Origin of the sequence: Myxococcus sp. MxC21-1 (genome assembly GCF_032612255.1) — a bacterium.
In the GTDB taxonomy this organism is placed as follows: Bacteria; Myxococcota; Myxococcia; order Myxococcales; family Myxococcaceae; genus Myxococcus; species Myxococcus virescens.
In genome coordinates this window covers 1,721,417-1,740,783 of sequence record NZ_CP123278.1, presented here as the reverse complement: position 1 = coordinate 1,740,783, position 19,367 = coordinate 1,721,417, and the positions used below count along the sequence as shown (strand labels likewise).

16 protein-coding genes and 1 pseudogene are annotated in these 19,367 nt (G+C 67.5%); 12 read left to right on the top strand and 5 right to left on the bottom strand.

What is annotated here, in order from left to right:
- The first annotated feature begins 55 nt into the window (after positions 1–55).
- The 3 genes from QEG98_RS08275 to QEG98_RS08265 all read left to right on the top strand — a co-directional run bounded on the left by QEG98_RS08275 (position 56) and on the right by QEG98_RS08265 (position 1,912).
- The gene (locus QEG98_RS08275; protein ID WP_026113817.1) at positions 56–304 is read left to right on the top strand and encodes a hypothetical protein; all 249 of its coding nucleotides are present in this window, start codon (positions 56–58) and stop codon (positions 302–304) included.
- Between the two features lie 9 nt (positions 305–313).
- On the top strand, positions 314–886 hold the full coding sequence (locus QEG98_RS08270) for a HesA/MoeB/ThiF family protein (protein WP_316566318.1): 573 nt from the start codon (positions 314–316) through the stop codon (positions 884–886).
- Between the two features lie 285 nt (positions 887–1,171).
- Positions 1,172–1,912 carry a hypothetical protein gene (locus tag QEG98_RS08265; RefSeq protein WP_316566317.1) on the top strand — a complete coding sequence of 247 codons (741 nt, stop codon included), beginning with the start codon at positions 1,172–1,174 and terminating at the stop codon, positions 1,910–1,912.
- A gap of 100 nt (positions 1,913–2,012) precedes the next feature.
- Here QEG98_RS08265 and QEG98_RS08260 read toward each other — a convergent pair whose 3' ends face one another.
- Together QEG98_RS08260 and QEG98_RS08255 are read right to left on the bottom strand one after the other, a co-directional pair.
- Complete coding sequence (locus QEG98_RS08260) at positions 2,013–3,065, bottom strand: PQQ-binding-like beta-propeller repeat protein (RefSeq protein ID WP_316566316.1); 1,053 nt, start codon at positions 3,063–3,065, stop codon at positions 2,013–2,015.
- 386 nt (positions 3,066–3,451) lie between these two features.
- Entirely contained in the window at positions 3,452–5,452 is a 2,001-nt protein-coding gene (locus QEG98_RS08255) for a hypothetical protein (protein ID WP_316566315.1), read from the bottom strand.
- A 438-nt stretch (positions 5,453–5,890) separates the two neighbouring features.
- Between QEG98_RS08255 and QEG98_RS41755 the strand changes: the two genes are divergently transcribed.
- A complete protein-coding gene (locus tag QEG98_RS41755) occupies positions 5,891–6,097 on the top strand; it encodes a transposase (protein WP_410478063.1) in 207 nt (68 codons plus the stop codon).
- A gap of 428 nt (positions 6,098–6,525) precedes the next feature.
- On the opposite strand, the gene QEG98_RS08250 is transcribed toward QEG98_RS41755, so the two are convergent.
- Together QEG98_RS08250 and QEG98_RS41750 are read right to left on the bottom strand one after the other, a co-directional pair.
- Complete coding sequence (locus QEG98_RS08250) at positions 6,526–7,923, bottom strand: ELWxxDGT repeat protein (RefSeq protein ID WP_316566314.1); 1,398 nt, start codon at positions 7,921–7,923, stop codon at positions 6,526–6,528.
- 595 nt (positions 7,924–8,518) lie between these two features.
- Positions 8,519–9,001, bottom strand: a complete 483-nt coding sequence (locus QEG98_RS41750; protein WP_410477982.1) for a hypothetical protein — start codon at positions 8,999–9,001, stop codon at positions 8,519–8,521.
- A gap of 557 nt (positions 9,002–9,558) precedes the next feature.
- On the opposite strand from QEG98_RS41750, the gene QEG98_RS08235 reads away from it, so the two are divergent.
- Positions 9,559–9,714, top strand: coding sequence for a hypothetical protein (locus QEG98_RS08235; RefSeq protein ID WP_316566311.1), 156 nt, complete (start codon positions 9,559–9,561; stop codon positions 9,712–9,714).
- Between the two features lie 303 nt (positions 9,715–10,017).
- The gene (locus tag QEG98_RS08230; protein WP_316566310.1) at positions 10,018–11,283 is read left to right on the top strand and encodes a glycosyltransferase; all 1,266 of its coding nucleotides are present in this window, start codon (positions 10,018–10,020) and stop codon (positions 11,281–11,283) included.
- An 810-nt stretch (positions 11,284–12,093) separates the two neighbouring features.
- On the opposite strand, the pseudogene QEG98_RS08225 reads toward QEG98_RS08230, so the two are convergent.
- Positions 12,094–12,351, bottom strand: a pseudogene (locus QEG98_RS08225) (hypothetical protein); the annotation flags it as partial.
- A gap of 140 nt (positions 12,352–12,491) precedes the next feature.
- On the opposite strand from QEG98_RS08225, the gene bla reads away from it, so the two are divergent.
- From bla to QEG98_RS08195, 6 genes are all read left to right on the top strand, one after another.
- Positions 12,492–13,367: a subclass B3 metallo-beta-lactamase gene (bla, locus tag QEG98_RS08220; protein ID WP_316566309.1), complete on the top strand. Its 876-nt coding sequence runs from the start codon at positions 12,492–12,494 to the stop codon at positions 13,365–13,367.
- 453 nt (positions 13,368–13,820) lie between these two features.
- Positions 13,821–14,498 carry a serine/threonine-protein kinase gene (locus QEG98_RS08215; RefSeq protein ID WP_316566308.1) on the top strand — a complete coding sequence of 226 codons (678 nt, stop codon included), beginning with the start codon at positions 13,821–13,823 and terminating at the stop codon, positions 14,496–14,498.
- Between the two features lie 97 nt (positions 14,499–14,595).
- A complete protein-coding gene (locus QEG98_RS08210; RefSeq protein WP_316566307.1) occupies positions 14,596–15,453 on the top strand; it encodes a hypothetical protein in 858 nt (285 codons plus the stop codon).
- The gene (locus QEG98_RS08205; RefSeq protein ID WP_316566306.1) at positions 15,353–17,011 is read left to right on the top strand and encodes a tetratricopeptide repeat protein; all 1,659 of its coding nucleotides are present in this window, start codon (positions 15,353–15,355) and stop codon (positions 17,009–17,011) included. Before QEG98_RS08210 ends, QEG98_RS08205 begins: the two co-directional genes overlap by 101 nt.
- Positions 17,008–17,886 (top strand): sigma factor-like helix-turn-helix DNA-binding protein, encoded by an 879-nt coding sequence (locus tag QEG98_RS08200; RefSeq protein ID WP_316566305.1) that lies wholly within the window; start codon positions 17,008–17,010, stop codon positions 17,884–17,886. The genes QEG98_RS08205 and QEG98_RS08200 overlap by 4 nt, the downstream gene beginning before the upstream one ends.
- Before the next feature lie 101 nt (positions 17,887–17,987).
- On the top strand, positions 17,988–19,256 hold the full coding sequence (locus QEG98_RS08195; RefSeq protein ID WP_316566304.1) for a matrixin family metalloprotease: 1,269 nt from the start codon (positions 17,988–17,990) through the stop codon (positions 19,254–19,256).
- Positions 19,257–19,367: the final 111 nt, after the last annotated feature.

Below are 19,367 nucleotides of genomic sequence, written 5' to 3'. Positions count from 1 at the left end.
TCCCACGGGGCGCACCCTCGCGCTCCGCCGGGCGCGTGAGGAGGCGCACACGACGATGGCCACACTCAACATCACCTACGACGGCATGTCCGCGGACGTCCCGGTGGAGCTGGACGGCCCCGTGCCGGACACGGACATCCGCCGCATCGCGACGGAGCTGGTTCGTTCGGGCGGAGTGCCCGGCCTTCACCTGAGCCAGCTTCGCGACGACGCGTTCGCCCACTTCGTCGTCGACCGGTTCCGGGGCGCGCGGGGTGAGGAGCGCATCTACCTGCGTCCCAAGGTCCCCTTCGGGGCCCGGTGAGACACCGCCATGCGAATCCTCTTCTGTGGCGTGGGCGCCATCGGCTCCACCGCGGCGGTACTGTGTCGCAACCTGGGGGCCACCCTGGTCTTCATCGACTTCGACCGGGTCGAGTCCAAGAACCTGCTCGCCCAGGCCTACGTGAAGCCCTCCGTCGGGAAGAACAAGGCCGAGGCGCTCAAGCTCCAACTCCTCAACCTGCACGGGGTGAAGGCGGAGTCCCACGGCGTGCGGCTCACCCGGGACAATGCGGAGGTTCTCTGCGGTGGCGCGGACCTCCTGGTGGACTGCATGGACAACCAGCACAGCCGGCAGGTGCTCATCGACTACGCGCACCGGACGGGCAAGCCGCTTGTCCACGGCGCGGTAAGCGCGGATGGCACCTTCGGGCTGGTGCGCTGGGATGAGCGCTTCACCCCGGATGCCGAGGACGCCCAGGGCCAGGCCACCTGCGAAGGAGGCGCACACCTCCCCTTGCTGGGGCTGCTCTCCGCGACACTGGCCCGCGCCATTCAGGACTTCGTGAAGCACGGTACCCGTCGTGATTCGCTGGTGAACCTGAGTTCGGTCCTGTCCCAGTGACTCACGGGCGCGTGCGCCAGACCCGGCGCCGCTACGCGCCTGGCATCTCGCGAAGTGACGATTGAAGACCTTGGTGAACGCGCTCTCCGTCTCATCGCCGACGCGGTTCGCGACATCACGGATGGCGGCCGGCTCCGCGGCGAGCGTCGTCGCCTGCGACTCGCAACACGCCTCAACGCTGCGTGCGCAGGAGGTAGAGTTGCCCCCGTCAAATCGGCGACTCTCCTCTTATGCGGCTGACGGAACGCACCGCCGCAACCTGCGATTCACGTGCTCGGAGGTTCGATGGCGACCGGAGAACTGCTTGCAGTGAAGTTGTGGAACGAGTGGGGGCGCGCCATCGCGGCGAGTCGAGGGCTGACGGCACTCGACCTGTCCGCGCAGGTGCCACTCATTCGCGCCAAAAAGGCGGTCACGCGCGTGCTGGTTTCGCTCACCAGCTCGCCGCAAGGGGGGCTCGGGGCCGAGCTGCAGGTTCGCTTCGAGAAGAAGACGCCAGTCGAGCTCGAGTTCATGGGCACGACCTATGTGGCATCGAAAGAGCTCGTCGTCGCCGAAGGAGCGGGCACCCAACAGGGTGGTCGTGTCGAGCTGGCTTCGAACGCCCTGAAGCTCACGCTGTGGGCCAACGGCGTGGCCCGTATCATTCCCTCGGTGCTCGAAAAGTCGCCGTTCATGGGGCGCGCGGATCGCTACCTGCGCTGCGGTCGAATCGAACAGCTCGCATATGGGCACGATGTCGAGCTCGGGATCCTGAGGGAAATCGATGGCGACTTCACCGCCGACGGAGACGAGTTCGAGCTGCTCACCCGGCTCGGGCTCACGTGCACGGACGAAGCCGACAGCAAGAGCACGCTCCTCACCCACGAGGAATGGATGGATCGTAGGGACGAAGACTACGCGCGGATGGTCCACACCCCGAAAATCGTTTGGCGCGACGACGACGGGGGCCGCATCGAGCCCAATTCGAACCTGCTCAACGTGAAGTGGGGCTACCGCGGACCTAAGCTCCGAACTGTCTGGTAGCTGTTCAGGCGTGTCTCGTGCGTATAGACGGGATAGAGGCCATGTTGAGGCGCGGCAGGGGCCTGGGCCTGCGAGTCATGTGGAAGCCGGGCGGCCGACGCTACCCCAGCGCGACGATCGCGCGGTCACAGCCCACGTAGACCGTGCCGTCGGCGACGAGCGGTGCCGTCCACACGCGGTAGGGAGCCTTCCACCGCCAGCGCTCTGTTCCCTCCCGGAGCGTCCAGGCGTGGACGACGTTGCCGGCCCCCATGTAGACGACGCCACCTGCGATCGTCGGTGAGACCGTATCCTTCGGGGGATTGTCGAGCGCGACCGACCAAATCTCTTTCCCGGTATCTTGGTCCAGCGCGTGGAGAATCCCGTGATAGCCGGTGAAGCACACGACGCCGTCCGCAACGGCGGGCGTTCCCCACAGCGCGCCGCCCGTCTCATACAACCAACGCTCTTTGCCGCTGGCGAGGTCGAGCGCGCGAAGGCACATCCCCAGACCGGACAGGGCATAAACCGTGCTGCCTTCGATCGCGGGCGCTCCGCCGTTGGCCATCGCACCGGCCTTCGCCGACCATCGCTCGCCCCCCGTGGCGCGGTCGAGCGCGACGACGTGGCCCTCGACGAAGTCGCGTCTGGTCCCGACGACGACCTGATCGCGCGTCACGCTGACCGCGGACTGCACACTCTCACCACAGCGTAGCTGCACGCGCCATCGCTCGACTCCCGTACGCGCGTCGATGGCGACCACCCCACCGAGCCGCGTTCCCACGTAGACGTCGTCGTCGACAACGATTGGCGAGGAGGTCGCCTCGGAGTCACACGAGACGCTCCAGCGGATGGCGTGCGTGCCAAGATCGACGGCGTGACACTGCCCGCCACCGACGACGAAGAGCAAACCATGCGCAACCATCGGATTCGAGATGCTCTCAGGAACGCGCCCCCCGACCCGCACGCTCCAGAGCTCTTTTCCCTTCGCGAGGTCAAGCGCGTAGAGCTTGTCATTGTCGAAGTTCGCGAACAGCACGCCATCGTGGATTGCAGGCGTGTTGCGTGTGGTCGCAAGCGTGCTCGGCTTGAACTTCCAGCGGGCTCGATTGACCACGAGCGGCCCCGTTCCCTCGAAGTGTCCGGTCCGCGCAGCATTGGCGCCAAAGAACACGGAGCGAGATGAATCCGACATGGGTAGATCCCTTTTAGCAGCCCGGCAGATGGCGTTCGTCGCGACGACCCTCGTCTGGAAGCGGAGGCACCTCGGACCAGTCGCCTTGAAGTTGGCTGCGCGAATGCGCTCGGCCAACTGGGCGTCGCCGCGGCCTCCAGAGCGAACCAGGCCGCAGCTTTTTTAGTTTGCGGACACGCTCTAGCGCGTCACAGCGAGTAAGAGAGGCGCGCGCAGAGAGCATCAACAGCTCGGCGAGTCCGCCCAAGCGACTTCTTCCCTGACACAGGGGGCCCCCACCTCGGCGCGGCGCCGGTCTCCCCAAGCGGGTTCGGTGCTGGCGAGAACGTCTCACGCCGCGAAGCACTTGGGGTGGCTCACCCCCATCAGAGCAGGGTGCTCTCGAGGAGCTGAAAACCCGTGCCAATGCCTTGCACATTGGTCAGCCGCAGCAACACCTCGCCCGATGGGAGCTGCCAGTATACGTCCGCGCGTGCGTAGTCGTCCGGGAGGAGGCGGGGATAGGCCATGAACTCCGTCCAGGTGCGGCCGTCCGCGCTGATGAAGACGTGGGCGGACTCGTCCCCAGGCGCGTACACGTCCCCGCCGGTCTCTCGTGTGGTTCCCATCAGGAATCCGCCACCGCGAAGCCGAAGCACGGAGTAGCTGGGCCCGGGCAGTCGTGTCATCTCCATCATCTCGTCGTTCGCACCCACGAGACGGATGCTGGGAAAGTCCGGACCGTACAGCGTATCCGAGCCGAAGAGCAGGCCAGGCGGGGTGATGATGCCGTCCACCGCGACGCCCCGGGGACCGTCCACCACGGCGCTCCACGTAACGCCGTCGTCCACCGAGCGCAGCAAGCCTCCGCGGGCGTCTCCCATCATCGCCCACAAAACGCCCTGCTCCGCGTCCGCCACCAACGAGTGACAATGGCGGCGTCCCGTCAGCGTGGCACGCACCTTCCAGGTGGCGCCCCCATCCGTGCTCGCCCAGATGCGGATGGGCGACTCGTTGGCGAATACCTGGTATTCACCAAAGAAGACGGTGCCGTGCAATTCGCGGATGTTGCCTGGTTGAAGCATGCGGAACAGCCCAAGAGGCAGCACATCGCTCCAGGTAGCGCCGTTGTCCGTGGAGCGAGCGAGCGCGTGCATGCCATCAGGGGCCAGGGTGTCCGCGAGCAAGGTTCCGTCCTTCAGCGACGTCATCACCTGGAAGGAAGAGCCCTGCGGGTGGCGACCGCGCGGCTGCCAGGAGCGCGCGTTGTCCGTGCTGGCCCACAGGAGCGCCCGGCCCGTCTCACGCTTCACGGCGAACACGGTGCCAGCAGTGTCCACTGTGAGCACCTCATGGCTGGAGTTCGTCAGTGTCACCTTGAGGGTCATCTTCCTGGAGGGCTCCTCGGAAGGCTCGGGTCCGAGCCGCCGAGCCACCTCGGCCCCCATCCAAGCCTGGGCCCGTTCGGAGAAGCCTCCGGTGTCATCCTGCACGTGGGGTTGGCAGCGCTCGGGATTGCTCGGGTCTCGAAGCAACACGTCGAAGTCCACGACCTGGGCCGCAGGGGGCGCCGAGCGCAGCCAGTCATTCACCACGTGTCGGGCGCCCCGGGACGGCTCCCCGCTGGATGACGAGGGGCCCTGGGGCGGGAGCGTTCCGGCATAGACATGACATCGTGAGCGCAGCCGCGATAGCAGCGCATCCAGCGAGGACAGAAGCGTGGACGTATTGACGGAAGGCGCTTCGTCACCGCCCAGCAACACCAAGCAGTCCGTGACACCCGCGAGCCGCAGCGTCCCCGCGTCAAGCGCCGCGACCACCGAGGCGATGCTCTGGCCTTCCTGGCTGAGATTGAGCACCGGCTGGCCGAGAAGACGCTCGGCCACGGCGGGCCAAGTCTCCCGAAAGTCGCCGGTGGGCGCGCCCTTGCCCGCAGCGAACCCACCGCCGATGAGAGCGATGGTGCGTGTCTCCTTGGCGTCCACCTCGATGCCGCCGAGCCCCACGAGTCGATTCTGGGCCTCTCCGAATCGGCCAGGCTTCGAGGAGTGGCTCCCCTCGGCCGCGTAGCTCTGGGGGAAGAGGTCCATCTGCCCCTCGGCGATTGCGCCCTCAACCTCAAAAGAGATGGCCAGTTCCTCACGGAAGCTCACGGGCAGTGCCACGGCGTCACTGTGAACGGCCTGACGCGCGGCGATCAGGGCGTCGGGGGCGCCCTGGAAGGTGAGCGGCAGGGGGGCGGCCGCGAGCGCTCCATTCGCGCCCGCACGGGCCACGGTGGCCGCATGGATTCTCAGCGCGTCGTCCCCCGCGAAGAAGACGAAGCTCAGCCGCCCGCCGGCGCGCGCCACAGGAATGCGGAAACGAAAGGTCGTGCGCTTCGCCACGGTTCGTGAGCCCGGCAGCGATTGCTGGAAGGCCTGGGGGAATATCTGCCGTCCGGCATCGTCTGGTGGCACTTCACCAGGAGATGGCTCTTCAGGCTCCAGAGGGTGGCCGCCATCGGAAATCGAGGGCTCGACAGGAGCAGGAGCATCGGAGGCAGGCGGCGCCGTGTCCATCCCTGGAGACGAGTTGCATGCCACTCCGATGCAGAGCCCCCATCCAACCAGACACATCGCCCATGAATTCCATCGCAACGTCATGAGTTCCCGTTCCTCCCCGCAGACGCCCGGAGAAGCTGAGCAAGGGAGGAGTCGGAAGCCAGTGCCTTGATGGGACTGTGTCCGTGTCGGTGGCCACGCAGGACACCTATCTTGCGAGGCAATGACGAACGGGCCCTCAGATGACGGGACGGTCGGCCACCACGGCACCCACGTCGACGCATTCTCGATGCACTGCTGTACGTCACGCGGGGAGCCCTCTCCTGGCGGATGCCGCCGCACAACGTTCCGCCATGGGACACGGTGTACAGCTGCTTCCGGCGCCAGCGCGACGGTGGGCTACTGGAGCGCATCCATGTGCCGCCGCGAACGGAAACGCGCCATCGGCTGAGACGCGATGCTCATCCCAGCGCTGGAAATCAGGACTGAGCGTCACCCGATTCAGCGGCTTGCCCGCCCTTCGTATGGGCCGGAGGTTCAAACGGTGAGCAGCACTCGATGACGTAGCAGGTCGAGGTTTGCGCGGCCTCACATCAGACGATTGAGGCGCTCGAGCTTCGTGATTTGGCCCTCGGCCTGGGCGCAGGATGGTGCGACTCGTGACGCGCCGCCGCGACGTGCTGGCGCCCCAGACCACCGCATCCAGCGCCTCCGCCAGGTCGGGCCCCCTGGGACATCTCGTGGGATTACGCGTTAAGGCGGCGTGGCAGGTCGAGCCGGGACCTCATGTCCCTTGATGCACGTGGCCACCAGCTTTCGTCATATCGCGTTGCGCGTTGAAGCGCGGCTCGCCTCGCATTCGAAGGACGCCGCCATGAGGCGAGCCGCCGCTCAGAACGACACGTTCCGGGGCTCCATTACTCTCGCGAGGACTTCGGCTGCACGGCCTCCTCGGGATGTGGCACCGGGAGCGTCCATATCTCCCGACCGTGCACGCCATCCAGAGCCGTGAAGTAGATGAAGTCGCCTGCGCGGAGCAGATCCTGCGGATAGGACGAGGCCGGCCCCGGGTTGATGTCCTGGAGCAACCGTGTGCCGCTCGGCTGACCGTTCGTCACCCAAAGCTCATGGCCGTGGGCTTCGTCGTATGCATAGAAGACGACGCGACCATCATCCGTAGGGACGGGCCTGGGAGGCAACAGGTCAGGCGAGACGAGGAGGGGCTGGTACAAGAGCTTTGTTCCCTTCCGGGTTCCGTCCGTCCTCCAGAGCTGCACGTCGGCCGGGGCCGGACTTCCCACGTCGTAGTAGAGCGTGAAGTAGAGCTTTCGCTCCGTCGCGGTGAAGGTGGAGACGAAGATGAAGAACTCGCGCGGAATGTTCGCATAGGGGTTGGGGATGGTGGCGACACGCTGCGAGCGTGGGTGACAGGAAGGATCGGGATTCAACTTGCGGAGCTCGGTCGCCGCGTACAGCGGGGCGAACGTCGCGAAGTAGAGGCGCTGCTTGAACACGGTGATGGGTTGCGCCTCGGACCCCTCCGGGCCGGGGCGGGTGTCCTCGACCAGCTCCGTGCCCTGCTCGGTGCCGTCGCTCCGCCACAGCTCACGCCCATGTTCGCCATCGTCGGCGGAGAAGTAGAGCACCCCAGCCGCGGGCGTCAGATTCCGGGGGAACGACGAACTGGAGCCCGGGAAGATGTCCTTCACCAGGTGGGTGCCCCCGGCGGTTCCGTCACTGACCCAGAGCTCTGTGCCTGTATCCGTTTTACCAAAGCTCATGAAGAGACGGCCTCCCACGCTCGCCAGTTCCAGCGGGCCATTGAACGTGCCTTCCTGCCCCAGTTCCGTCACCCGCACCGTCCCCTCCGCGGTGCCGTCACTTCGCCACAGCTCCAACTCGCTGGAGAAGATGATGGGCATGCGGACGACACGGAAGAAGAAGAGCGTGTCACCCACCGCGATGAAGTTCTCCAGAAAGGCCGTGCCGGACGCGGGCGTGAGGTCCTTGACCAATCGGGTCCCCGCCGTCGTGCCATCGCTCACCCACAGCTCGTTGCCGTGCTCCTCGCTGAAGCCTCCCGTGAAGAAGAGCTGGTTACCCACCACCGTCAGGCGCCCGGGCGCGTCGTCGAGGTGCTTCACCGGGACAGTGCTCGCGGTCGTACCGTTGCTACGCCAGAGCGCACCCTGGCCCGCCGCGAAATCAATAGCGGAGAAGTAAAGCCTGTCACGAAAGGCCAGCAAATCGGTGGGAGCCGGCCCGCCGAAGGGCCCCGGGAACGGCTCGTCCGGCGGCGGGTAGATGTCCTTCAAGAGAGTGGCGGGACCCAGTTCCGGGAGCGGGGCTTCCCACTGCGCCTTGACTTCCTCTGGAGCAGGGGAATCCGACGCGGGTTCTTCCATTGTCGCACCACCGCATCCCACTGCCAGGAGGCAGGCCCCGACCAGTTGACGCCATACATGCATGAGAGTTCCCCCGCGACTTCGAGTGGGAGCCCGCCCACCATGGCCAGGCATGACGAGGCGCCTTCGCGAGGGTGCGTCCTCGTGGTGCATCGGCAAGCGTTTACAGGTCGTGGAGCGTGCACGGCGGTGAGCACGATGCCGGCCCCTCCGGCGCAGCCACGGGACCAGGACGCGTGTCGCGGCGCCTGGCCGGCTTCAAGGCTTCGCGTGGAAGCGCTCGCCTGCGGGACGGAAAGGGCAGAGCGTAGAGCTCGCGTCCGCTGCCGCTGTCCTCGGCGGTGAAGAACACGCCCCAGCCAGATCGAACGAAGCCGGTTGGCGTGCGCGCGGGGCCGGCGGTGAACCGCCGTGACCCCGAGGCGGTGCCGTCACTCAGCCAAGGTTCGGCTTCGCGCCCCCCCCCATATTGCCGCGCCGAAGAACAGCCAGCCCTGGATGGCCGTCACTCCGGCCGGAGGCAAGCCGCCACTTCCACGCACCAAGTCCTGGAAGAGCTTCGCTCCCTGGAACGCCGGCGCTGAGCCTTCCGCGCCCGGGCGGATGTCCTCCACACGCCGCGTTCTGGACACCGTGCCGTCGCTGCCCATAACGCCTCGCCCTCCGGCGTGCCCCAGCCCGCGCTGAAGTAGAGCCCGCCGTGGAGCGCGACGATGTCGTGGGGATACTCGCCCGGGAAGAAGCGCAGGGAACGCGTGCCCTCGCGCGTGCCGTCCGTGACGAAAAGACTCGGCTCTTCCTCGTCCCGAACCACCAGGAAGCAGAGCTTCTCACCCACGGACCGCATGTGGAAGATGACCGTGTCCTCGAAGACATCGAGGAGCGGCGTGCAGGCCGCTCCTCCCTCGCTGCGCACCAGCCAGTTCTCCTCGTCCAGGCTGATGACGAGGTAGAGGGCCGTCGTTCGCGGTGAAGAACAGGACGCCATCGCCGTGGACGGTCTCCTCGTTCGACACGCATTCAGGGCCGGAATGGATTTCCAGAAGCATGCGCGCACTGAGCCCGCAGGGCCCCCCACGGGTGGCGGTCAGCCGAAGGCCGCGTGGAGCCTTCCCGAAAGGACAAAAACGTGTCGTCCACTGGTAGCGGCTCACAGGCCCCCAGGAGGGACTGCAACTCCATGGGGACAGGACAACGAGGAAGCGCCAATTTGCGGAGGGTGGGCGCTTGCCCCACCAGCCCAGGAGTCCAGCGAGAAGATTGTAACGTGACACTTCACATCGTCTGCTCCAGGCCTCAACAATCAGCAGCCATCAACTAAAGACGCGGTTCGCTCCACATCCCCCCAGTGCGCCCCCCTTCAGAACCCAGAGCACCCGCACGATAGGTGTTCGGAATCGTTAGGGACGGCGGGAGCAAGGGTGGGCACAAGGTCGCAGGTGGGATGGGTTCCCCCCCTTGCCATGACCAGAACGGGTAAGACGACCTCAAGTGATGGAATATCCCTGCTGCTCCTCGCGCGCTCTACTGCGGTGGAGGACGGGTGTGGCGCCCATCCTGATGGCCGTTCTCGGGTTTACCCTGGTGCGTTTCCCACTCTCCATCACCTTCGACTGGACCATCACGCGCCCAGAGGGACCGCTGCTCGTCGCGCGCTCCTTCATGGGCTGGCAGCTCTGGGTGGCGCTCGCCAGCGTGTAGGAGAGCGCCCGGGCATGGCCGCATGCCTTGGCATCCCTGAAACCGGTCCCTGAGTCTTGGATGCGGCAATGCCCCAGCGTTACAGCGGCCTTCCTGTCGCGAACGCCACCGCCCAACACCAGTCCACGCACGGCCCCTGCTCGGGCCGCATGGTTTCCGTGGCTTGGAGCATCACGTCGTGAGACACTGGCCACACATCTCGAAGGGTGTGCGGCGCGCGCCTGGCACGCACAGGTTCCTCGGTGGTCGGGCCGCCACCTGCCTGCGGTGGTTACCGCAGACAAGCTCCAGTGTGGGGTCTCCATGCGCGTGCTCATTTCCACCTACGGTACCCGAGGTGATGTCCAACCCTTCGTCGCGCTCGCCAAGGCGCTCAAGGCGCATGGCCATGTCGTGGCACTCTGCACGCCCACCGGCTTCCGAGGCCTGGTGGAGCGCCATGGCATTCCCTACGCGAACATGGACAATGCGGTGCTGGAGCTGACGGAGGCGGTCCTACGCGCCCCAACGCGAGCCGAGCAGCGGCAGTTGTTCAAGGGGTTCGGCGCCATCGTCCGGGCGGGAATGGAGGACGAGTGGCGAGCGGCGCGGGAGCTGAAGCCGGACGTGCTCGTGTACCACTCCAAGGCGCTCGGCAGTCACCACATCGCGGAGAAGCTCGGGGCCGTCGAGTTGCTCGCGATGCCGCTGCCGCTGACTCCGACGCGCGAGTTCCCGGTGCCGGTAGTCCCGAGCTTCCGACTCGGCGGTTGGCTCAACGCGCTCAGCTATCGACTCCTGACGCTGGCCAACGTGGTTTGGGCCGGAGCAACCAACGACTTCCGGGTGAAGACCCTGGGCCTCGCGCCGCTCTCACGCTTCGCGGACCCGATGAAGAAGGCCGATGGCTCCGCGGTGCCGGCGCTGTACGCGTACAGCGAGCATCTGCTGCCACGTCCCTCCGACTGGCCGCCCCAGACGCAGGTGACGGGCTGCTGGTTCCTCGACGAGGCTGACCAATGGACTCCGCCCACCGAGCTGCACTCCTTCCTCCAAGAGGGACCGCCGCCCGTCTACGTGGGCTTCGGCAGCATGGGCGCGGCGCATGCGGATGCGCGTGCCACCACCGTCCTGAAGGCCTTGGCGTTGACCGGCGAGCGCGCGGTGCTGGCCACAGGCTGGGGAGGCATGAAAGCGCGCGAACTCCCACCCAATGTCTTCATGCTGGAGTCCGCGCCACATGATTGGCTATTCCCTCGGATGAGCGCGGTGGTCCATCATGGCGGGGCCGGCTCCACGATGGCAGGTTTACGCGCGGGCAAGCCCACCATCATCTGCCCCTTTCTTGGCGATCAGCCCTTCTGGGGGCACGTGGTTCTCCGTGCGGGCGTAGGGCCCCAACCGGTACCGCAGAAGTCGCTCACGGCCGAACGGCTTGCGGATGCCATCCGCACGGCACTATCCCCGACGGTACTGGCGCAGGCCGCGGCGGTGGGTGAACGCATCCGAACAGAGGACGGAGCCGCGCGCGCGGTCCAACTCATCGAGCAGGAGCATTCGAGGTGGAGCCACCGTCGCACGGCAACTTGATGCGTGAGCCTGGCCACCTCGACCACGGTCTCCCCTCATCAAATGTCCCATGTGCCAACCCCAACCTCGGACCCTGCGTCATGGGTGCATCAAAACCACATTGAGTATTGCGTCATTTCGAGCAAGCGAAGCGCGCACGAGGGCCGACGAGTTCCCGTAGCACCGAAGCAGGGTCAGAAGCACCGAGGCACCGCCCAAGCCGTATCGAGGACTACCACGTCCCCGGACGACCAGCGCCGCGGTACTCTCAGCCAGCGCTTCCCATGATATCGGGCACACCGTCAGAGAGCTTGAGTCCTCTGATAGAGAGCCGAGAACGAGTTCGCGCAGGGATTCATTCGGGGAAGCGCTCAACAACATTCTCCTGGTCCCCGAGGGGGCAACGCAAGGCCAGCGGGGCGCCTCCAAATCCATATTCAAAGTGAAGACGTTTCAGGAGGCCGCTGCTCCAGCTGCCTCCGCCGCCGTTTCACGGGGGCACTCGCCCTTCTCGCGAGGCGACCGGCTCACCCGTCCAGAGTTTCCCGAGAGACTCGGAGCCCCAAGACTCCGCAGAGCCCCGCTGTGCCTACCCAGAACTCGGTCGCTGCGTCATGAGTATGTCAAAGCTGCGTCAAAACGCGCGTCATGTCGTGAGCGATGCGCCGGCGCAGCGACTCACCACGAGGTGGCCAGCCAGCATATTCAGGAAACAGAGGCACAAATCGGAAGACACTGGCTGACTGACACCTGAGGCCACTCCTGCAGCGCAACTCACCTCGCATCGGACCGAGCGCCAGCACCACCTGGCGCGCACGAAGAGAAGAACTGGAAGAGGTCGAGGTCCGTGATGGAGGGGACCTTGATGTGCAGCGGGACCACGAGGCCTCCGGACAAGTGTCCGTAGGATTCGAGCATGCGCTCCGGATTCGCCACGTCCGATGGAAGGGCGACTCGCAGCCACTCTTCCGGCTCAGGAGGCCGGAAGGCGTTGAGCTCGGCAATCTTCCGCTGCCGCTCGCTGATGGCGAACTCGTCCAGCAGCCGCGAGAGGAACGGAGCTTGCTCTACTTGGGGAAACCAAGAAGGCTAAAATTATCAACAACACATGAAAATCCGCGCCGAGCAGTAGGGCAATAAGGACGATTTTCGCTTGCCACGATGAAACTGCGAAACACCCGTCCAGGGCCGTGCTAGCGTCTCTTCACCTTCCCACATCCTCATTCGCCATGCGTTTCCGGACAGTCACCTGCGCCCTCTCCGCATGCCTGCTGCACTCCGCTACCGCGGGTGGCGCGCCGCCGACGCTCCCCCAGCTGCAGGCCTATACCGTTGATGCGTCCTGGTTGAAGCCCATGCAGCCGCTGCGCATCGCCGACCACACCTGGCAGATTGGCACCGAGGAGCTGACCGCCCTGCTGGTGGAAACCAAGGACGGCGTCGTGATGCTCGATGGTGGCATGCCCCAGATGGCCGACCATCTGCTGGCCAACCTGCAGCGTCGCGGCTTCGCGCCGCAGGACCTGCGCCTGCTGCTAAGCAGTCACGCACACGCCGACCACGCAGGCCCCTTCGCCGCACTGAAGCGCCGCACCGGCGCGCGGCTCGTGGCCAGCGCCGAGTCGGCGGTGCTGCTGGCCCGCGGAGGCAGCGATGATCTGCACTTCGGCGATGACATCACCTACCCGCCAGTCGTGGCGGATCGCGTGGTGATGGACGGTGAGGTCGTCTCACAGGGCGGCGTCGACTTCACCGCGCATTTCATGCCGGGGCATACCCCGGGCAGCATCGCCTGGACGTGGAATGATACTCGCGATGGCAAGCCGGTACGCATTGCCTACGCCGACAGCCTCAGCGCCCCCGGTTATCAACTGCTGGCCAACCCGCGTTATCCGAACATCATCAGCGACTACCGGCGCAGCTTCGCCACCGTGCGCGCCCTGCCTTGCGATGTGCTACTGACACCGCATCCGGGCTCCAGTGGCTGGGAATATGCATCCAGAGACGCGGCCGGCGCCAAGGTGATGAGCTGCAAGGCCTACGCGGATGCTGCCGAGCGCGGGTTCAACACGCAACTGGCCGAAGAGCGCCGCAAGGCCCGTTGAATCACGCGCAGGCGGAGCCCGTCCGGCACTTCAGTCGCCCCCGCATGGCGACTTCGCGCCGGGACACGTGCGGCTTCCGGGGGGCCTCCTTCAGCCCCCAATGGGGCGAAGTAGCAACCCGCGTCTCCGTCCAAGGACAGTTGCCGAGCCCGACATCTGGACTCGGCAAACCTCGCGACGGCACCAGGTTCGGAGGGAGTCGCGTATCCCATCTCCGCCGAAACACACGCAGGCGCCCCACAAACCTCGGCCCGGCCATCATCCCTAGACAGCCCCCAGAACACCCAAGAGGGCTTGCTACGCCCGCCAACCAGAGCGTGTCTGCCTTTCGCGACGAGCAACAAAGCACCGCGCCCCCCTTCGCGCAGCCCCCGGTAGAAGCTCGCCTCACTGGCGACGTACTCTTTCCCGGTGCGATGAGTTTGCGGCTGGGTCGGTCTGACGGACTTCCTCATGATTCCGTGTCCTGACGAGAACGAGCTGCTGGACTGGGAGCAGGGGCGCCTGTCCGCGGATGCCGTGGCCCGCCTGGAGGCCCACCTGGATGGATGCGCGGCATGTTGCGCGGTGGTGGCAGGCCTCAGGGGAGATGGAGTCCCGTCCCCGGAAGGCAGGGGGCCCCTGACGGCACCTCGACTGAGAGGTACGCCGGAGCCTGGAGCACGCGTGGGGCGCTACGTGCTGCTGCGCCGCGTGGGCGAGGGGGGCATGGGAATCGTCTTCGCCGCGTATGACCCGGACCTGGACCGGGAAGTGGCGCTCAAGCTGGTGAAGCCCGGGGCGGTGGCGGACGCGGAGGCCCGCGGGCGGCTGGTGCGAGAGGCGCAGGCCCTGGCCCGGCTGTCCCACCCGAATGTCGTCACCGTGCATGACGTGGGGTTGGATGGCGACACCGTCTTTCTCGCCATGGACCTGGTGCGTGGGCGGACGCTGCGGCACTGGCTGGCGGAGCGGCCGCGGCCGTGGCACGAGGTGCTCTCGCGCTTCCTCCTCGCGGGACAGGGGTTGGCCGCCGCGCACGCGGTGGGGCTGGTGCACCGCGACTTCAAGCCGGACAACGTACTGCTCGGGGACGACGGCCGGTGCGCGTCACCGATTTCGGCCTCGCCCGTGCGGAGCCCGCTCTCCTGACTCCACGGGAGCCGTGGGGCGAAGAGGCCCCCGCCGGCAGTTCCTGGCGACCGAAGGCGACACCCGAACCGGCGTCCGGCGGGGCACGCCCGCGTACATGTCCCCGGAGCAGTGGCGAGGCCTGCGCGCGGACGCCCGCAGCGACCAGTTCAGCTTCTGCGTCGCGCTGTACGAAGCCCTCTTCGGCCACCGGCCCTTCGCGGGAGGAACGACGAGCGAGCACGTCCAGGCCCTGCGTGAGGAGCGAGTGACGCCGCCGCCCCGCGGCTCGCGCGTGCCCGGCGCCGTGCGCCGCGCCGTCCTGCGAGGCCTGGCCGCCGAGCCATCCTCGCGCCACCTGACCCTGGCCGCGCTCCTCGCCCAGCTCGAGTCGGGCGCACACGCGCGCCGCTGGCGCTGGGTGGCCGCGGTGCTGACCACAGGCGTGGCGGCCAGCGCCGCCGCGGGCTTCGGCATGGCACGCGGTGACGCCGCGCGGGCGTGCACCGGCTTCGAGGGCCGGCTGGAGGACGCCTGGGGCGCGGCGCACCGGGTCCGGCTGGAGCAGCGCTTCCGTCAGGGAGGGCCGCCGGTGCCGGGGGACGCCTTCGAGTCCACCACGCGGGCGCTCGACGCCTATGCCCAGGCGCTGGTGGCCCAGGAGCGGCAGTCGTGCGAAGACACGCGCGTGCGACAGGCGCAGTCGGAGCGGCTCATGGACTTGCGCGCCGCGTGCCTCGATGGCCGGCACCAGGCGCTGCGGGTGTTGGTGGAGCTGCTGGAGCGGGGTGAGCGAGAGGCGCTCACGCAGGCATCCGAGGCCGCGCGGCAGCTCCTCCCTGGCCGCGTGCGCGAACCGGGACGCACTCGCCCGCGTGGACCCACTGCCAGAAGCCCCGGAGGCCCGGCGGGAACTGGCGCGCTTGCGCCAGGAGTTGGACGGACTGCGCGTGCGGGGCGCAGCCGGATTCCATGAACGCGTGCTGCCCCGGCTGGAAGAGGTGGTGGGGACACTGCGAGGGCTGAGGCACCGGCCCACGCTGGCGGGAGCCCTCCTCCTGCTGGGCGAGCTGCGAGGCACCGCCGGGAGCTTCGCCGCAGCGCGTGAGGCACTGGAGGAAGCGGTGCGCGTAGCGGAGGCAGGACACGATGACGAGACGGCCGCGCGCGCGTGGAATCGCCTCCTCTATACGGAAGTCCAGGGCATGGGCCTGGTCAAGGAGGCCCAGCGCACCGCGCGCATGGCGGAGGCCGCGCTGGAAAGATTGGGTCCCGAAGCCTCCCTGGAGGTGGCCGCGGAGCTGCACCGCGTCCTCAGCAGCCTCAGCTACCGACAGGGCGAGTACGCGCGCGCGCTCACGGAAGCCAGCAAGGCCCTGGCCCTCCTTGAGAGGGCGCGCGGGCCTCGCGACGTGGCGCTCGCAGATGTCCTGACCGGCACGGGTGTGGCCCTCAACGCGCTGGGGCGTCACGCGGAGGCGGAGCAGCACCATGCCCGCGCCCTGGCGCTCGTCGTGGCGGTGTACGGCCAGGAGCACCCGCTAGGCGCCGTGCACCTCAACAATGTGGCCACCGCGCTGAGGCTCCAGGGGAAGGTGAGCGAGGCGGTGGCGCGCCATGGCGAGGCGCTCGACCTGAGCGAGCGCCTATTGGGCGCGGAGCACTCCAACACCAGCATGATCCGGGCGAACCTGGGCGACGCGCTCGCACGACAGGGCCAGTTGGAGAAGGCGATTCCCCACTATGAGCGCGCCCTGGCCAGCCTGCGCAAGGGCGGGGACAGCGAGCAGCTGCGGGTGGCAACCGTGTTGCTGAGCCTGGGCAATGCCCGGGGGGATCTGCGTCAACTCGCGCAGGCGGAGGCTGCCTACCGAGAAGCACTCACGATCCAGGAGACGCAGCTGGGTCCCCGCCACCCGGACGTGGCCCTGTCGCGCAACAACCTGGGTTCGGTGGCGATGGACGCGGGCCGCCTGGAGGACGCACGCGCCCTCTTCGACGCGGCGCACTCGCTATGGGAGGCCACGCTCGGCCCCGACCACCCGAAGGTGGCCAGCGCGCTCTACAACCTGGGACACGTGGAGCTGAGACTGCGCAGAGTGCGCCCGGCGCTCGTCCACCTGCGGCGGTCGCTGGAGGTGCGCGAGAAGGCGCTCGGAGCGGAACACCCCCGGGTAGCGCAGACGCTCGGACTGCTGGGCGAGGCGCTGGTGGAGGGCGGCCGGCTGCGTGAATCCCGTGAGCCGCTGGAGCGGGCGGTGGCGCTCGCCAAGAAGGTGGAGCTGGCCCCGGCCGAGCTGGCCCGAGCGAACTTCGCGCTCGCCCGAGCCCTCTGGCAGTCACAGGAGGAGCGGCCCCGGGCGCTCGCCCTGGCACGAGAGGCCCAGACGGCCTATGCCCGAAGCGCGCCCATCCACGCGCCTCGTGCGCACGCGGTGCGCGCCTGGCTGTCCACCCACGGCGCCCCCTCGGCCGAGGCGCCCCGTCTCTCTCCCAGCCGCGTGGGTGGGATTGTCGGTGGAGGTGTTCCGTGACGTCCGAGCTGACCGAATCCTTCCTGTCCCGGGCGCCGCACGCGCTCGTCCCGGCGCTGAGAGCGCTTCCCGACTTGGAGGAGGTCCTTGATGCGCTGGTGCGGGAGGCACGCGAGGCATGGCCGGAATTGCGCATGGACACGGAGTCCTTCGTGGCGCACGTGGCGCAGCGGCTGCCCTCTACGAGAGCGGCCCACGAGGTATTCGCGAGCCTGCGCGCGGCGGATGTCTTCCTCGCCTTCGCCTGCGTGCAGGGGGAAGCGAGGGCGCACGAGGCGCTCGACACGCATGTGCTGTCCCAGGTGGGGGCGTGGCTGCCAAGGGAGGCGCCCACCCTTGTGGACGAACTGCGGCAGGCATTGCGCCAGCGGCTTCTGGTCCCGGTGAATGGCGCACCGCCGAAGCTGGCCTCCTACTCCGGGCGCGGTCCGCTCGGGCAGTGGGTGCGGGCGGTGGCGCTGCGGCTCCACATCGACCAGCAGCGCGCCGCACCGCGCGAGTTGTTGGAGCGGGCCCCGGTGGCGCTCGCGGAGCGGCTGGGCGCGGATCCCGAGCTGGCCTTCATCCGTGAGCGGCATCAGGAAGACTTCCGCGTGGCCCTCCGCGCCGCGCTGGGTCGTCTGGGGGCCCAGGAGCGCAACCTGCTGCGGTTGCACCACGTGCATGGAATGGCCATGGACGCCGTGAGCGCCACGTATCAGGCGCCCCGCTCCACCGTGGCACGCTGGATTGCGCGCGCGCGCGAGCGGCTGATGGAACTGACCCGCGAGGAGCTGACGACGCGGCTGAGGCTGACGCCCGGCGAGTTGGACAGCATGCTGCGCCTGGTCCGCAGCCAGCTCGACGTCAGTCTGCGCCAGTTCATGGCGGACTGATTTTTCCGCTGTAACCATCTTTGCAGTTTTTTTCGTTTTCCCATGAGACGAGCGGCACGCGTCTCCGTCCTTCAGGCGTGTTCCAACCCGGAGGAGAGAGCATGCGCGAAGCCAGTCCCAAGAAGACCGCGATGACGATTCATCCCAAACGCTCCTGGCTCGTGCCCCTGGCGCTCCTGGGTGCGCTGGGGTGCACCAACGACGGGGTCGAGGAGCCGGCCCCGCCCGTTCAGCAGGACGTTCAGGTGACGGCGTGGGTGCCCGGCACGCCCCCGCCCTCCCACACGCACGTTGAAGGAACGGAGCATTCGCTCGTGATGGACTGGGTCCGTGAAGAGGGCTCGATTGAGGACCTGACCGACCACTCTGCGTTGATCATCAACGGCCAGGTGGAGTCCACGCGTTTCGACGTCATGCGCGCCTATGCGCAATCCAAGGTGGAGGGGCAGTCCACCGGCGAGGAGAGCGGCACCTACAGCGACCTGCCGGTGACCATCGCGACCGTGCGGATCGACGACATCGCGCGCGCATCGGTGGGACTCAAGAGCGCCTCGGGCGGCGTGGTCGCCCAGGGCAGCACCGTGGACGTCGTGTTCCCCGGCGGCCTGCTCTCTGACGGGTGCATGCTCGCGCCGGCGGACAACCCGCTGCCGAAAATGGGCGAGCGGGCGGTGTTCTTCCTCACGCCGCAGGGAGGCGACAAGCCCGTGGCGGCGAGCGCCAGGACCGAACTCTACTCCGTGACCGGCGGACCGCTGGGACGGGTCCTGGTGCAGGACGGCCGCACCCAGGGCGGGACAGTCGACGCGCTGCTCGCACGTGTCGAGGCCCGTGTGAGCAGCGCTCAGTACATGGGCCCTGACACGCAACCGGAGACCCTGCTCAAGGCGGACTCCGGCACGGTGACCGCCCAGAGTTGGTGCGGGCTCGCACGCTTCGGCTACAAGTGGTGCCGCAAGCCGACGAACGTCACGTTCACGGACTACACGAGCACGCGTTGGCCCGTCGGCGATGCCATGAACGCGTGGATGTACACGAACATCAGCAACAGCCTCTATCTCTACTGGCGCTCCAGCGGCGCCTCCGACGTCATGGTGTACGAGGCCTGGTACGGCGCCACGGGCTGGTACGGGTACGCGACGAACTCCTGGTCGGGCTCCTGCATGACCCGGAGCACCATCCAATTGAACAACACGTACCACCGGGGCGCGCACCACGCGAAGACTGTCGCCATCCATGAAGTCGGGCACAGCATCGGCTTTGCCCACCACGGGAACTGCAACTCAATCATGTACACGGACCCCACCGTGTGCGCGGCCACCACATCGTCCTGCGACGCGCAGGCGGCGGCGGAACTCTATCCGTACTGAAGGCGGCTGAACGACGGTTGGACCCAAGCGCGCCTCCCGGCTCGTCGCCGCGGAGGCGCGCGTTCGAATCCACCGTCGGTCAAAGAAAGACAGGGGCTGTGCCTCCCCAAC

Bases quoted from the DNA above. Each gene is read 5' to 3' on its own strand.
- QEG98_RS08230 (WP_316566310.1), top strand. From the start codon at position 10,018: ATGCGCGTGCTCATTTCCACCTACGGTACCCGAGGTGATGTCCAACCC.
- QEG98_RS08270 (WP_316566318.1), top strand. From the start codon at position 314: ATGCGAATCCTCTTCTGTGGCGTGGGCGCCATCGGCTCCACCGCGGCG.
- QEG98_RS41750 (WP_410477982.1), bottom strand. From the start codon at position 9,001: ATGGCGTCCTGTTCTTCACCGCGAACGACGGCCCTCTACCTCGTCATC.
- QEG98_RS08210 (WP_316566307.1), top strand. From the start codon at position 14,596: ATGTCCCCGGAGCAGTGGCGAGGCCTGCGCGCGGACGCCCGCAGCGAC.
- QEG98_RS08275 (WP_026113817.1), top strand. From the start codon at position 56: ATGGCCACACTCAACATCACCTACGACGGCATGTCCGCGGACGTCCCG.
- bla (WP_316566309.1), top strand. From the start codon at position 12,492: ATGCGTTTCCGGACAGTCACCTGCGCCCTCTCCGCATGCCTGCTGCAC.
- QEG98_RS08265 (WP_316566317.1), top strand. From the start codon at position 1,172: ATGGCGACCGGAGAACTGCTTGCAGTGAAGTTGTGGAACGAGTGGGGG.
- QEG98_RS08215 (WP_316566308.1), top strand. From the start codon at position 13,821: ATGATTCCGTGTCCTGACGAGAACGAGCTGCTGGACTGGGAGCAGGGG.
- QEG98_RS08195 (WP_316566304.1), top strand. From the start codon at position 17,988: ATGCGCGAAGCCAGTCCCAAGAAGACCGCGATGACGATTCATCCCAAA.